The sequence below is a fragment of the Paenibacillus sp. Marseille-Q4541 genome, assembly GCF_018310695.1.
Lineage (GTDB): Bacteria > Bacillota > Bacilli > Paenibacillales > Paenibacillaceae > Paenibacillus.
The window spans coordinates 75,656-89,661 of the sequence record NZ_JAGXCY010000008.1 but is presented as its reverse complement, the minus strand read 5'-3'; the positions used below and the strand labels follow the sequence as shown (position 1 = coordinate 89,661).

The 14,006-nt window shown below is 43.7% G+C and carries 12 protein-coding genes; 6 read left to right on the top strand and 6 right to left on the bottom strand.

The window, feature by feature from the left end:
• Nucleotides 1–2: 2 nt before the first annotated feature.
• From KFT32_RS11565 to KFT32_RS11545, 5 genes are all read right to left on the bottom strand, one after another.
• Nucleotides 3–1,343, bottom strand: a complete 1,341-nt coding sequence (locus tag KFT32_RS11565) for a glutathionylspermidine synthase family protein (RefSeq protein WP_211747360.1) — start codon at nucleotides 1,341–1,343, stop codon at nucleotides 3–5.
• A 4-nt stretch (nucleotides 1,344–1,347) separates the two neighbouring features.
• Nucleotides 1,348–1,662, bottom strand: a complete 315-nt coding sequence (locus tag KFT32_RS11560; protein WP_211747359.1) for a hypothetical protein — start codon at nucleotides 1,660–1,662, stop codon at nucleotides 1,348–1,350.
• A 1-nt stretch (nucleotide 1,663) separates the two neighbouring features.
• Nucleotides 1,664–2,140 carry a hypothetical protein gene (locus tag KFT32_RS11555; RefSeq protein ID WP_211747358.1) on the bottom strand — a complete coding sequence of 159 codons (477 nt, stop codon included), beginning with the start codon at nucleotides 2,138–2,140 and terminating at the stop codon, nucleotides 1,664–1,666.
• A gap of 160 nt (nucleotides 2,141–2,300) precedes the next feature.
• On the bottom strand, nucleotides 2,301–4,748 hold the full coding sequence (locus tag KFT32_RS11550) for an EAL domain-containing protein (protein WP_249435824.1): 2,448 nt from the start codon (nucleotides 4,746–4,748) through the stop codon (nucleotides 2,301–2,303).
• Between the two features lie 226 nt (nucleotides 4,749–4,974).
• Nucleotides 4,975–7,794, bottom strand: coding sequence for a glycoside hydrolase family 3 protein (locus KFT32_RS11545; protein ID WP_211747357.1), 2,820 nt, complete (start codon nucleotides 7,792–7,794; stop codon nucleotides 4,975–4,977).
• A 164-nt stretch (nucleotides 7,795–7,958) separates the two neighbouring features.
• Between KFT32_RS11545 and KFT32_RS27440 the strand changes: the two genes are divergently transcribed.
• From KFT32_RS27440 to KFT32_RS11530, 3 genes are all read left to right on the top strand, one after another.
• The gene (locus KFT32_RS27440) at nucleotides 7,959–8,201 is read left to right on the top strand and encodes a DUF418 domain-containing protein (protein WP_283246428.1); all 243 of its coding nucleotides are present in this window, start codon (nucleotides 7,959–7,961) and stop codon (nucleotides 8,199–8,201) included.
• Nucleotides 8,202–8,318: 117 nt separating this feature from the next.
• Nucleotides 8,319–9,872 carry an FAD-dependent oxidoreductase gene (locus tag KFT32_RS11535; protein ID WP_349304896.1) on the top strand — a complete coding sequence of 518 codons (1,554 nt, stop codon included), beginning with the start codon at nucleotides 8,319–8,321 and terminating at the stop codon, nucleotides 9,870–9,872.
• A gap of 135 nt (nucleotides 9,873–10,007) precedes the next feature.
• On the top strand, nucleotides 10,008–11,237 hold the full coding sequence (locus KFT32_RS11530) for an NAD(P)/FAD-dependent oxidoreductase (protein ID WP_211747355.1): 1,230 nt from the start codon (nucleotides 10,008–10,010) through the stop codon (nucleotides 11,235–11,237).
• Between the two features lie 95 nt (nucleotides 11,238–11,332).
• Here KFT32_RS11530 and KFT32_RS11525 read toward each other — a convergent pair whose 3' ends face one another.
• Nucleotides 11,333–11,731 carry a YrhK family protein gene (locus KFT32_RS11525; protein ID WP_211747354.1) on the bottom strand — a complete coding sequence of 133 codons (399 nt, stop codon included), beginning with the start codon at nucleotides 11,729–11,731 and terminating at the stop codon, nucleotides 11,333–11,335.
• A 212-nt stretch (nucleotides 11,732–11,943) separates the two neighbouring features.
• Between KFT32_RS11525 and KFT32_RS11520 the strand changes: the two genes are divergently transcribed.
• From KFT32_RS11520 to KFT32_RS11510, 3 genes are read left to right on the top strand one after another with little or no spacing between them, the layout of a single operon-like run.
• Complete coding sequence (locus KFT32_RS11520) at nucleotides 11,944–12,273, top strand: PadR family transcriptional regulator (RefSeq protein WP_211747353.1); 330 nt, start codon at nucleotides 11,944–11,946, stop codon at nucleotides 12,271–12,273.
• On the top strand, nucleotides 12,266–12,901 hold the full coding sequence (locus KFT32_RS11515) for a DUF1700 domain-containing protein (RefSeq protein WP_211747352.1): 636 nt from the start codon (nucleotides 12,266–12,268) through the stop codon (nucleotides 12,899–12,901). The genes KFT32_RS11520 and KFT32_RS11515 overlap by 8 nt, the downstream gene beginning before the upstream one ends.
• Nucleotide 12,902: 1 nt before the next feature.
• A complete protein-coding gene (locus KFT32_RS11510) occupies nucleotides 12,903–13,862 on the top strand; it encodes a DUF4097 family beta strand repeat-containing protein (protein WP_211747351.1) in 960 nt (319 codons plus the stop codon).
• Nucleotides 13,863–14,006 lie beyond the last annotated feature (144 nt).

Below are 14,006 nucleotides of genomic sequence, written 5' to 3'. Positions count from 1 at the left end.
GATTATTCCTCCTTTTCACCTGTACCGGAAACGGGAACAGCGGCCGGGCAATAATAAGCCATGTCCCCCGTAATCCGGCCACCTACGCGTGGCAATAACCCACTGTAATGACCACCGATTACATAAACGCCTGTCAATAAATAACCGGTATATAGACCTTCTTCTCTATGTACTTCGACTGATTCCATCGTACAGCGCTTCTGATAAATGACCGGCTGTTGTCCATAGTAGGATTGTACATCCTCACGGTTTTCATCCTCACTTTGCCCCCATTCACTCTCTTGGAGTGTTCCATCGGCATGAAAGAGAGAAGTGCCTTTCCCTTCGCGGCCCCAGTAACTTTTGGCCACATAAGGCACCTTATTTTGATGAAATAGTACGGGATCATAATAGGTCGGCAACATAAATTCAGAGATGGCCTGCATCTCTTCTCTTGTGAACAATGGTTCCTCTAGCAGTTCGCTTGCTTCATCATGACGCTCAAACAGCGACCAGATCAGTGCCATGAACCCCTTGCTCTGGGTAATAATGCTTTGTGCCGGGTTAATAAGCGCAAGTTTCCCCTGTGTAACGAGGTCAAGCAGCCATTCCCCTACCCGCTCCCCTGTATCTTCAGCTTCATCATTGACAAGATATTCAAGAGGATATAACCGATAAAGCACTGAGATCCGCTCTCCCTGACAATACAGCCCTTCATCCTTTATAATCTCAAGCTCAGACAGAGGTGCGTACAGTACCTTATATCCCATCTCCCGGACAATCTCCATCAAATAAGTGGTGTTGCATCTGTCTTCGAGATGCCAGTCGTAACAGGTAAAAGCGACCGTACCGGTCAGTCCAGCCTGTTCATAATGTGTAAGTAATGCTCCAAAAGCCTGTTGGATATGCAGACGCATCTCCACCGTCGTTGCCCCAAAGCCTTCGGCGTGCTCAGAGATCATCTTCTGAGCCAGATAAGAAGCTTCAGGCATACCCGTCGGCGTATCTGTATTATTCTCAATGCACTTCATTGAGCCGTCAGGCTGGATGATATAGTCCTGTCTAGAAACGCCATGTCCAGGAACCTCCAACCGCGCAGCGGGAATCAGTGCAGCATGGATACCCAGTTGCTGATTTAAAAAAGCGTCAGGCAAATAACGCTGGGCAAACCGCAATGTTCTCATATATACCGAATCCAGCATCTCGGAAGCATACTTTAACCTCACGATCTCTTCTTCTGCATAAAGGGTCACTTGTGGCAAACAGTATTCCTTACCGTACATACGATGGTATGGGATATGCTGCTCGACCTCTTTCGTAAATACTTCATCACGTTCTCTCTCTAGTTGTACGATTCGATTCACTTCATCAACCTCCAGAACTGCCAAATATGCCGCCGCTGCCAAATCCTTTAGAGCTGGACTTTGCCTTATAACTTGACGAGCCTTTGGAAGAGGAAGAAGAAGTTTTGCCGCCACCGTAGTAGTATCCACCACCTGTTCCCCCACTGGAGTTGTCACAGTAACCATCATTATTGTTATCCACGCATTCCTGTGAACTGCTGCACCCAGCGAGTGCTACAGGCAAGGTCAGCATCAGGGAAAAGGTCACCCACTTTTGGGCACTCTTTTTCTTCCGCTCAGGTTGTTCAGCCATTGAGCGTTCATTTCCATGATGATCCATACTAGAAATCACCTCTCTTTAAATAGATCATGACGATACCCCGATCCGAGTCAAACGTAGAGTATACCATTTCATAGGTTTCATCACGATGTACAATAAGGTGATCCAGCAAAAGCTTTGCTATTTCTAAAGGAGACGAAACAGACAAAGTAAGCTCCGTTTCTTTAAATGCCCGGCCATTCCATAATACATATTCACACGCGAGGTAACTGGACACTCGGTAGGCATCAAAAGTAGCCTCATATAATGCTTTTCCGTAACTGTACTGTTCCGTATTGAACTGCTGGGCATAAATGAGGTGACGATAACCATCTTCGGATTCGTTTGCGGTATGTTCGTACAAATGACCTCTTATGACCGTGGCATTCACTAGTTTTCTTACAAAAAGTTCTTCCTGCGGCACTTGAATCTGAGTTAACGCTCTCACCACTCGTTTCTCTGACTCTGACCATTCTTCATATTGCAGTGGCACATGCATGTATTCGTCAAGCTCCTTTCCCGTATTCCATGTTCACATAAGCAATCTTTCATTCGCCGATTCCCATAGATCACCTAAAGTAAAACGTACGAGAAGCAAATAAGTTACAGAACCATGAGAAATAAATGGAATTGTCTCCTGCACCAAATCTCCTGTCTAGCTAGGAAAGACTTACCTTCATATAGAGCGGGCCCAAAAAAGCTGAAGCCAGCTCCTGAGCAGGCAGGGGACGGCTGTAATAATAACCCTGAATTTCGCTGCAATCATTCTCAATCAAAATATCCAGCTGATCCTTGGTTTCAATCCCCTCTGCAATGACATTCATATTTAAATGCTGGGCCATCGATATAATGGTGGCCACGATCGCTTTGTCATTATCATTTACAGCAATATCCTGGATGAAAGAACGATCAATTTTCAGTTTGTTAATCGGGAACATTTTCAAATAGCTAAGAGAGCTATATCCTGTTCCAAAGTCGTCCAGACTAATACGTATCCCTAGGCTAGATAACTCGGTCAAAATTTCACTAGATATTTCAGCATCCATCATCATGCTCTCTGTAATTTCCAGTTCCAGATACTCTGGATGAAGCCCCGTCTCCTCCAAAATCTGCTTAATATCTCGTGTGAGATGGGGTTGATAAAATTGCTGAGACGACAGGTTGACCGATACGGGAATACGCGGAGCCCCGGCTTCGTGCCATTCATACATTTGCCGGCAAGCCTCGCGAAGCACCCAGGAACCAAGTTGTGTAATAAGTCCGGTCTCCTCGGCGGCCGGTATAAATATCGCTGGGGACAAAACCCCTTTCACCGGATGAATCCATCTAACCAGCGCTTCTACTCCGATAAGGCGTGCATCTTCTGCGCGGAACTGGGGCTGGTAGTAAAGTTCAAATTCCCTCCGTTCGATCGCTTTACGTATTTCCCCTTCTAGTTCAACTCGCTCAAGGATTTGTGAATTCATTTCACTGGAGAAAAAGAGAAATCCATTTTTCCCTTGCTTCTTCACCTCATACATCGCCATGTCCGCATTTCTTAGCAGCTGTACAGCATCGATACCATGTCCCGGGTAAACCGCAATCCCAATACTAGCCGTCACATAATATTCATTGTCATTAAGATAATAAGGCTGCCCCAACGTCATAAGAAGCCGTTCTGCCATAGCCGTAGCTTCCTCTTCACCGATATTATCCTTCAGTAAAATGGCAAACTCATCTCCCCCCATACGAGAGATGACTACTTCTTCATCTTCTAAGCTTCGCCGAATACGGTCGCTGAGCTGCTGTAAGAACAAATCACCATAAATATGTCCAAGGGAGTCATTAATAAGTTTGAAACGATCCATATCCATGACCATGACGGCAAAAGAATCCCCTTTAGACTGCCGCTCTTTAATCAACTCCGATAAAGCCTGATTAAACATTCTTCGATTCGGCAGCGCAGTGAGCTCATCATGAAAGGCTAGAAAATGGTTTTTTTCCTTCGCCTTCTTTTCCTCGGTCACATCTCTCGCAATAATGTAATTTCCCATTACTTTTCCGTCTACAAGGACAGGTGCGTTCACCATATTCAAATCAACTTTATGTCCACTTTCAAGATAAATGGCCGATTCATAACGAAGGAACTCTCCTTTGGAGGAACGACGATACATTGCTTTTAAATATTCATGCTGATCCGCTACAAAAATAGGCAGGATCGAGCCGATAGAACGATATTTATAGCTTTTTTCATTCAGTCCCATAATTTTTTCAGCTGCAGGGTTGAACCCGATAATGATATGATCTGAATTGATAGAAATAATGCCGTCCTGATTATTTGCATACAATGATTTATACCACTTCTCATTTTCTTGCTTCGCCATTTCCTGACTCAAAAAACGTCTTGATATATACAGTCCAAGCATAGACAGGGCTAGCGTAATTAAGGTACCCACTGTAATAAAATAAGCAAGCCATTCATGCTCAAGCAATATCCCTACAGGCTCATGTCCATGCTTCAGTTCGTAGTGGGCTCCTGCCATACCTGTATAGTGCATCCCACTAATACCCGCACCCATGAGTAGAGCACTTCCAAATTTCTTCCATCCGTCTCCGTACTTCTTGTCTTCCAAAAAATAAAAAGATAACGATAATGCCGTAATAGATGCCGCAAAGGCGATCATGATGGACAGAATGAAGTATACGGGGTCATAAGACACCTTAAGTTCGATAGCCGCCATTCCGATATAATGCATTGCTGAGATCCCTATCGCAAAGAGTGAAGCCCCCGCCAGCAGTCTTATCTTGGACAGTTTCTTATGGACAACAATGTAGAGGGCAATAAAAGAAGCAACGATAGCAACTACGACAGATATAATAATGGTGTTCAAATTATAAGAAACAGGGATGGTAAAATTACTCGCCAGCATACCGACAAAATGCATAGACCATATGCCCATCCCCATTACTACAGCACCATACAATAGCCAAAGTCCATAACTCTTTCCTTTGGAATAACTAATAGTTTTTGCCAGATTCAAAACGTTGTAGGAAGCAAAGACAGCTATTACATACGAGAAAAAAACGAACATCCGATCATAAGAATTATGGATATGTCCCAGTTCCATGGATAACCTCTTTCATAGGTGGAAGTCCCCACCAAATAGTACGTACATGCATAATATATCGACCTCTAAAAAGCAAAATGTAACATTTAGGATACAGTGTGATGACAAATTAACAAATGAATTCGTTCATATAACAAAAAAACAGTGTATTGTCCGGTCATAAATACCGGACAGTACACTGCTCTCTGCAATCCATATCCATTAAGATGGAAAAATTGTGACTTACTTATGCAATGGTAAACCGACTCAATCGTACACCTAGCGATAGAACGATATACACATCTTGCTCCCCTACCGCTCCTACGAGCGGAGTAAATACAGTTTGCCAGCCTTGTACCCCTTTGGCTGCCACTTTTATCGTACCCGCAAGAACTCCATCTGGAGCACCAAGGCGAATCTCAATCATAGACTCTGTAAATTCACTCGACACACGGCCCGTAAAACCGATGGCTTCTTGCCCAAAATCAGCACCTTGGTAGAGCACCCAGCTAGTCTCCTCTACAGCACGCACACAAGTTCCGCTTTCCTTGCTCTCGTCCAAATCTACACCGCTGTAGTCATCATAATTCTCCGCACGTGTCTCCAGTGCCAAATTCCGGGCTGGGATCACTTCTCCTTCTACCTGAATATCAGTAGAAACTTGGATATCAGCGGAAGACTTTCCGATTAGAAGACGATAGCTGCCTGACTCAACACAATACTTGCTGCGTGTTACATCCCAGAAAGCAAGTTCAGTAGCTGCTAATTCAAACGTAACGGCCTTCGTTTCTCCTGGCGCCAAGTAAATACGGCGGAACCCTTTCAACGTTTTGAGCGGACGCTTCACACGAGACTGGTTCGCGCGAATATAGAACTGAACCACTTCCTCGCTCGCAACCTGACTTTCATTCGTAATATCAACACTTGCTGTAATAAAATCTTCCTCACTAAATTCACTCTTATTCAGTTTGAGGTGATCATACTTGAAAGAAGCGTAAGTCAAACCATGACCAAAAGGATACAAAACGTCTCCTTTAAAATACTGATAGGTTCTTTCCGATTTGATAATATCGTAATCCTTAATATGTGTAAGCTGATCTTCGGATTTGTACCATGTCATATTCAGTCTGCCTGCCGGTGCATAATCTCCAAATAGCACATCAGCAACTGCATTCCCTAGTTCCTGTCCTGCATGAGACGTATATACGATCGCAGGAATGTTCTCTTGTACCCAGTTCATTGTAAATGGATAAGCCCCAACAACAACAACCACGGTATTCGGATTTGCAGCATAGACAGCTTCTATGAGACGCTGCTGAGATGCTGGAAGTTCAAGACTTGGACGATCGATCTCTTCTTTTCCGTTAATCAGCGGGTTATTCCCTACAAAAACGATGGCCGTTTCAGCAGCTTTGGCTACTGAAACTGCTTCGGCAATTCCATCTGATTGCACTTCAAGCTTAAATTTCTCCTCTGTTCCGAACTCATTCATCGTTTCATTGACGGCTAGAGCTGCATTGCCTCCGTTTGGAGCCGTTACTTTTTTATTATTCCACGTAGTCAGTCCTACTGTTCCATCTTCTTGTGGCAAGAGGTGAATAATTTCTTTTACGAACCAGCCGTATGCTTCCTCAGCCGATGCCGTCAACTGCTCTTCATCGGAGGTCAGGAGCTTCCCGTTTGATTCGGCACGAAGTGTAGCACTGCCAAATCCCCAGTCCGATAACATAAAGGTCTCGGTTCTTCCGTTAGCGACAACGGGCGGTTTCTCCCCGTCCAGCACACCAAGTGTCTTGCCGTTAGCAGCAGAAGTGAGCGTAATACGATCATTAGCATCACTGTAAGATACTTGTTTGCCAGCAAGCTTCTTCTGGATTGCTTCGAGCGGAGTTACTTTGTACGGGAGAGTACCTGCATACCAATCTCGCAGAACAACGCCTCCAAGTTCGCCGATGACCGCTACGCTTTGCAGCTTCTCTTTGTTCAGTGGCAGCGTGTCATTTTCATTTTTGAGCAGAACCATTTGTTTCTTTGCTGCTTTCAGCGATAAAGCCTTTGCTTCTTCCGTCATCATGGATTCCTCCCCGATGGAGGCATACGGATTTAGTTCAGCAGGGTCAAATTCGCCCAACCTGAAGCGTACACGGAAGGTGTTAAACAGTGCTTGATCCAGATCCGATTCTGTGAGTGTCTCCATTAGGAGACCTTCTCTCATCGCCTTCTTGGACAAGTCTGCATCATCGGTAATACTATCAATACCAGCTAGAATAGACTCCACCACACCCGGTGTATGGGAATCGTAATACTTATGGTCGTTATGTATCCCCATGACATCGCCCGCGTCACTGACGATAAACCCATCCATCCCCCATTCCCCTTTGACAACTTCATTCACAAAAGGATGTAGCAATGCCGGTGTCCCGTTAATGGAATTGTAAGCCGTCATCATAGACTGGGCTCCGCCTTTCAGGAAAGGCTTTTCAAATGCTTTTAAATAATACTCCCGCATATTCCTTGGATCAATGCTCGAAGAACCGCTGCCACGATCCACTTCATTATTGTTAGCCAAGAAGTGTTTCAGCGTTGCTACCGATTTATAATATTTAGGATGATCGCCTTGCATCCCTTTCACTAGACCTGCTGTCAGTTCGCCCGTGAGTTCAGGATCTTCTCCGTAGGCTTCTTCATTGCGTCCCCATCTTGGATCACGTTCCATATCTACGGTAGGAGCCCAAAGGGTAAGCCCGTTCACTTCCGGATTTCGTTTATAGAAGACTCTTGCTTCATCACCAATGACAGAACCGATCTCTTCCATAAGTTCAGGGTCCCACGTATGAGCCAGACCGACTGGCTGAGGGAAACTCGTTGCTTCTCCAAGCCATGCTAGTCCATGTGCAGCTTCTGTCCCATGTTTGTAAGCGCCTACACCAAGTCGTTCAATAGCAGGCTGATATTGCAACATAGACTCTATTTTTTCATCAAGGGTAAGTCTTGAGATTAGGTCTTTTACACGTAAATCCAAATCAAGTTCTGTATCCTGAAACGGGAATTGTATCGCTTTTGTCATGTCTTCATTCTCCTTTAATCACGGAATTTACTACTTGGCCAAACCATTAGATGATCAAATATGAATCGCTTTCAATTTCTATTAATCGATTTACTAAAACGTTTTAGATAATTCCATTATAAGTGCTTCACTTCCAAATTCATAGGACAAAAATCATATTACATATGCCTGTTTTTTTATGCTGCAGTTCTTTCCCTCATGATATAGTGAGCATTGATGTAACAAAACTCATCTATTTTATTTCTAAGGAGAAGCTAGGCATGGCTGGCCAGCTCGGAGTCTTTTCCGGTACCCTCCTAGGGCTACTAATCTATGCTTTGCTTGCTTTCTTCAGCTATTTATATCTCCACAAATTTAAAACGGGTCCCGCGGAATGGGTCCTTCGCAAAATAACTTACCGCTCCTAAACAAGTAGGGTTCTCTAAAATGTTTCCAGTCATTGCGTTTCTATTCATGGCCAGGTGGTAATAATTGAAAAATAAGACACGTTTCCAGCTGAACCATTGAATAGGGGGTTTTTTGTTGTGAATCACCATATAGAACCTTGGTCTGCTTCAGAGCTGCCAAAAACACCTAAATCGTTGTGGCGTGATACCATTTCACTGCCTACCTTTAAAAAACTAAGTAAAAATTTGGTGACCGACGTTACCATCGTTGGGGCCGGCATTACAGGTATTACTACGGCTTATCTTCTCGCCAAAGAAGGGTACAAGGTTACCCTAATTGAGGCTGGATTCATATTAAACGGAACAACCGGACATACAACAGCCAAAATCACTTCCCAGCATGGATTAATCTATAACGAACTTTTGCAACATTTTGGCCTTGAAAAGGCGCGACTATATTACGAAGCTAACGAAGAAGCTCTTCGTTTTATCCGCAGTGTTGTTACAGAAATGGAGATCGACTGTCAGCTCAGCGAGGAGAATGCATACATATATCTTCAGTCGGAAGATGAGAAAGAACTTCAGAAAATGAAAGATGAATATGATGCTTATAAGCAGCTCAGTATTCCCGGGGTATGGCATGACCGCCTCCCTATTCCCGTACCTTCTGTTTGTGGCATCAGCCTGCCGAATCAGGCACGTTTCCATCCTTTAAATTATCTTAAGAAATTGACAGAAGAGCTTGTCCGGTTGGGTGTGCAAATTTATGAAAAAACAACCGCTGCTAATCTAGAGGAAAATGACGATCATGTAAAGGTCTTTTTAGAAAATGGAGGTCACCATATTACGAGCAAACATGTAGTGGTAGCCAGTCATTTTCCTTTTCATGATCCAAGACTATACTTAGCGCGCATGCATGCGGAACGATCTTACGCCATTGCAGTAGAGCCAGAAACATCCTACGAAGGGGATATGTATATTAGTGTGGATGCACCAGGCCGTTCCCTGCGCTCTGTTCGTTATAAAGACAAAGACTTGCTCATTGTCGGCGGGGAGAACCACAAGACAGGACAAGGGATTAGCACACATGAGCATTATGAGGAACTTCTTACATTTGCCGGTGAGCACTTCGGTGTAAAAAAGGTCTATTTCCGCTGGTCCGCCCAGGATCTGATCACCGTAGATAAAGTACCTTTTATTGGACCTATTGGCGGCGCTTATAATCGTGTATTTATAGGAACCGGATACGCCAAATGGGGAATGACAACGGGAACGACTGCTGGGCGACTTCTTACCGATCTCGTCATGAAAAGAAGCAATCCCTATGCAGAACTTTATGACCCCGGTCGTTTCACAGCAGATCCTTCCATCAAAAATATCATCAAAGAAAACTTGAATGTGGTTAAGGAATTCATTACTGGAAAAGTAGATCTGACACATCCTAAATTGGAAGATCTACAAGCAGGTGAAGGATCCGTTGTATGGCATGAAGGCAAGCGGGCAGGTGCATATAAAGATCCTCAAGGCAAAGTTCATCTCGTTGACCGAACCTGTACTCACCTTGGCTGTGAAGTAGAATGGAATTCGGGTGATTGTTCTTGGGATTGCCCTTGTCATGGGTCTCGTTATTCTTACGATGGAACTGTTATGGAAGGCCCTGCGTCCGAACCGCTCAAAAAATTGGATGTCTAATGCTGCCGACGGTTAAGTGAAGACATATAAGCCAAGTTTCAAGAATTTCCTTGTTTCTTATCTATAGAATTATGGTATTGAAGAGAAGAGAATGTACATCCTATACCATGAACATAGATAAGGGAGGCTTCCGCTATGGATTTACAAAGCGGTACATTATATTGGCCAACAACAGTAAGCAAAACTCCAGAATATCCTGAACTTGCGGAGGATCTCACTTGTGATGCTCTGATCATTGGGGGAGGTAGCTCAGGCGCGCAAAGTGCCTACAGGCTAGCTAAGCAAGGATTAAAAGTCGTTGTTGTTGATAAACGCACGATCGGTGGAGGCAGCTCCAGTACAAATACGGCACTCATTCAATATGCAGGTGATAAAAGCTTGACTGAACTTACCGCAAGCTTTGGAGAAGAAACGGCTGTTCGCCATCTCAAACTTTGTGAACAAGCCATCACCGATATTGAAGAGGCCTGTGCAAATATAGAAGATCAGGCTGATTTTATACGTCGGGACAGTCTTTACTATGCATCGACCGAACAAGATATACCTGCTTTGAAGCAGGAACATGCGATTCTGACCAAACATGGATTTAAGGTGGATTATTGGGACGAGAAGCAAATTACTGGGCTTTATCCTTTCCGTAAGGCAGGCGCTCTCTATTACTCCAATGATGCAGAAATGAATCCGCTCAAATACATTTACGGGTTGTTTGAACAAGTGGAATCGCTCGGAGGAAAAATATACTGTAATACGGAAATTACGGACAAAACGTTTGAACAAGATCAGGCTGTTTTTAAAACGAAGAACGGTCATACCATCACAGCAAAGTATGTCATTATGGCAGCAGGATATGAACAGGCAGAAATAACACCAAATAAAAATGCTACAATTACAAGCTCTTATGTTGTTATCACAAAACCTGTATCCGATTTTACCAGCTGGTACAAACGGGCCCTAATTTGGGAAACAGCTAGACCTTACCTCTATATGCGGACTACCCAGGATAACCGCATTATTGTCGGCGGAATGGATCAAGATACAGATCAGTCCCTAAGCCGAGATGCCAAAATCGAGCAAGGGCGTAACATGCTCATGAACGCTTTCCATGCGATGTTTCCCGATATTGACGCAGAACCTGAATATGCACTGGGTGCTTTTTTCGCGGGAACCATTGACGGGCTTCCGATGATCGGACGAAACGAGGAATATCCAAACTGTTTCTATATTATGGCTTATGGTGATAACGGAACTGTATATAATATGAACCTTTCCAAGATCGTAACCGATGTGATTACAAAAGGCGAAAGCCCGGATCTAGATTTGTATCTCCGTACCAAACCCAAACCGCTTGCGAAACAAGCGCGTTAATAAATGAAGGTCGTCTTCAAGTTCACAGCCCCGTGTGAACTTGAAGACGACCTTTTTTTAACTGACTATTTAGAGACTACTTCTGCTAACATAACCTACAACCTTCGATTCAAATAAGCCTCTTCCTCTGTTTGTGCCTCACCTTGTAACGAATCTTGTCCATCCGCATAATTCCACTTTTTCAGCTTGATTAGGTATGACATTCGTAGTAAGGCCCGCACTAGCATTTGTATACTTCCGAGTATAAATAGACAAGACCCAATCAGCTTTACCTCAGGGTAGAAGAGACAAAAACTACCTATGAGGAACAAGATTGAAGTCGCAATCTCACTTGCCAAATGGGCTGTTTCGTATCGATTTCTAATTTGAATTCTTTTCTTTATTACGGCTTTCCTTTTTCGACGTAAATTTAAATGGAACCTTTTTTTCTTTTTTGAAGGAGCACACGGAGACTCTTCTTCGTGAAATCCAGAGCTCATTTCATCTTTCACCATACATCCCTCCTCCTGAAAAATTACCCTGTTCGAGCAAATTCAAACGATACACTGTAATCTCTTTACTCAAGGGTATTCCTGTATTTTTTACAATATCTTGTATTATTCAGTCGCCGATGGTATTATTCATCATACAGTAGTGTATATTGAATAGTACTAAATAAAGATGATTAGCTAATTCACGATGACGAGTTAAGAAAGGATACTTTGGGATGAATGTGAATATTCAGTTTAAAAAGGGCGTTCTCGAACTGTGTGTTCTCGTCCTGATTCACGGTAAAGACCGTTATGGATATGAACTGGCTCAAGCCGTTTCAAGGCATATTGAAATTGCTGAAGGTGCCTTATATCCCCTGCTCAGACGGCTTGTGTCTGATGGCTATTGCACAACCTATCTTCAAGAATCTACAGAAGGTCCCCCGCGTAAATATTACAGACTGACGGAGACGGGACAACGTTACATGAGTGAACTTGAGTCTGAATGGAATGAGTTTGTAAATAGTGTCAGCAACCTGCTGAAGGAAGGAGAAGCGAATGAATAGGCTTCAATTTATGACCATCATGCAAAGAGGGCTTTACCCACTTGAAGCTCAGGAGCGGGCAGAACTACTCAGTGACTATGAGCAGCATTTTGAAATGGGCCTGTCCGAAGGCAAAAGTGAAGAAGAAATTGCCTCTGAACTAGGGAATCCAGAGGATTTGATTAAAGAGGCACTTGGAGACCGGTATACTCCTCCGGCACCCGGATTCCGATCACAGAATGGAGTTCATGATGAAGAGCTTGGCTCATATAATAAGATGCCTTATGGATCTTCTGCTCTTTCCCACAAATCATCGGGCGGATCATTTACTCGCCGTTTATTTACATGGATCGGACTCGTATTTCTTAACCTCATCCTTGCACTTCCGATCTTCGCCACGATCTGGGCTATCTGGGTCTCTCTCGCTGCAATATCGGTATCCGGAATCCTTGCTCCCTTGCTTGCTTTCCTTGATTTTATTTTCATTGAGAAGCAAGTGATACTCCCTGAGCTTTTTGTCAGTCTTGTTTTTTTGGGGATAGGTATCCTGGTTGGGATACTCGCTCTTGGGCTTATGAAAAAACTCGCACGATGGACTGCAGGATATTTCAATTGGAACCAAACCGTCCTGAAAAGAAAGGAGAATTGATATGAAAAATGCGATACGGCTTGCTGTTCTTTGCATCGTGGTCGGACTCATCGGAGTTGCCTTCTTCGGATTTGAATTCGGAGACAAGCGTGTAGATTATGACCAGGAGTTGAGCTTTCAGGCGGAGGATATTGATTCCTTGCTAGTCAAAACCGAAGACAGCACTCACATTATATTTACTTCGACAGACGAGAATAACGTTTCCGTTCATTTTAAAGGAAAATGGAAGCCCGATACCATAGAGGGGCTAAAACAACTACAACCGGAAAACGCACGACTAACAGTTGATACTCGTTCGAAAGATTCTTTTTCCTTTTTTAGCTTTTCCACTGATTTTAGTAAAAACGTAATGGAGATTTCGATTCCTAAGGAAAAATGGCTTACCGAAGTTTCTCTCGACAATGTCTCAAGTGATAATGATATTACCGGTCTTTATGCGAAACGCATCACTCTTAAATCCACATCAGGCAATCTGAATCTGAGCAATATTCAAGCAGAAGAACTTTCCGCAAAGCTTACTTCTGGTACGATGAAAGCAGATCAGGTAAAGGCTTCGGAATTCGCAAGTTTCGAGCTAACTTCTGGCAACCTTAAGCTCAGCTCCATCGAAGCCAAAGAAATCACAACGAAGCAGCAATCAGGCGATGTACAGGCGAAAGATATTCAAGGGAACTATAACGCGAGCCTTACTTCGGGCAATTTAACTGTTGATGGTTTGGCCGGAGAAGGAACGATTCGTATGAAATCAGGTGATGTTGACATTGTCCAGAAAACAAAAGGAAACTTGGACATTGAGACGATCTCAGGGAATGTCGACGTTGAAGCTACGAGTGACTTTGCCGGATTTTACGATGTTCAGGCTACATCTGGTAATATCCATACCCCAGATTCTTTACGAACAGGAACTGAACTCATCAAGGTACGTACAATATCAGGCGATATCAAGATTACACAACCATAACCCTGTCCTTATCGAAGGATTACATGGTCTTACATGGATGTGAAACTGTCGCAAGATGAGGTGAGCCAGATTGATCGCATTTTCTCTTAAAGTTTGCTTCAATATGACGAAGGTTCTAAGAAGCGTGATGCCAAGTTGCATCAC

Excerpts from the sequence above, each read along its gene's own strand:
- KFT32_RS11555 (WP_211747358.1), bottom strand. The coding sequence starts at position 2,140 with ATGCATGTGCCACTGCAATATGAAGAATGGTCAGAGTCAGAGAAACGA.
- KFT32_RS27440 (WP_283246428.1), top strand. The coding sequence starts at position 7,959 with ATGCCTGTTTTTTTATGCTGCAGTTCTTTCCCTCATGATATAGTGAGC.
- KFT32_RS11530 (WP_211747355.1), top strand. The coding sequence starts at position 10,008 with ATGGATTTACAAAGCGGTACATTATATTGGCCAACAACAGTAAGCAAA.
- KFT32_RS11550 (WP_249435824.1), bottom strand. The coding sequence starts at position 4,748 with ATGGAACTGGGACATATCCATAATTCTTATGATCGGATGTTCGTTTTT.
- KFT32_RS11525 (WP_211747354.1), bottom strand. The coding sequence starts at position 11,731 with ATGGTGAAAGATGAAATGAGCTCTGGATTTCACGAAGAAGAGTCTCCG.
- KFT32_RS11520 (WP_211747353.1), top strand. The coding sequence starts at position 11,944 with ATGAATGTGAATATTCAGTTTAAAAAGGGCGTTCTCGAACTGTGTGTT.
- KFT32_RS11510 (WP_211747351.1), top strand. The coding sequence starts at position 12,903 with ATGAAAAATGCGATACGGCTTGCTGTTCTTTGCATCGTGGTCGGACTC.
- KFT32_RS11560 (WP_211747359.1), bottom strand. The coding sequence starts at position 1,662 with ATGGATCATCATGGAAATGAACGCTCAATGGCTGAACAACCTGAGCGG.
- KFT32_RS11515 (WP_211747352.1), top strand. The coding sequence starts at position 12,266 with ATGAATAGGCTTCAATTTATGACCATCATGCAAAGAGGGCTTTACCCA.
- KFT32_RS11545 (WP_211747357.1), bottom strand. The coding sequence starts at position 7,794 with ATGACAAAAGCGATACAATTCCCGTTTCAGGATACAGAACTTGATTTG.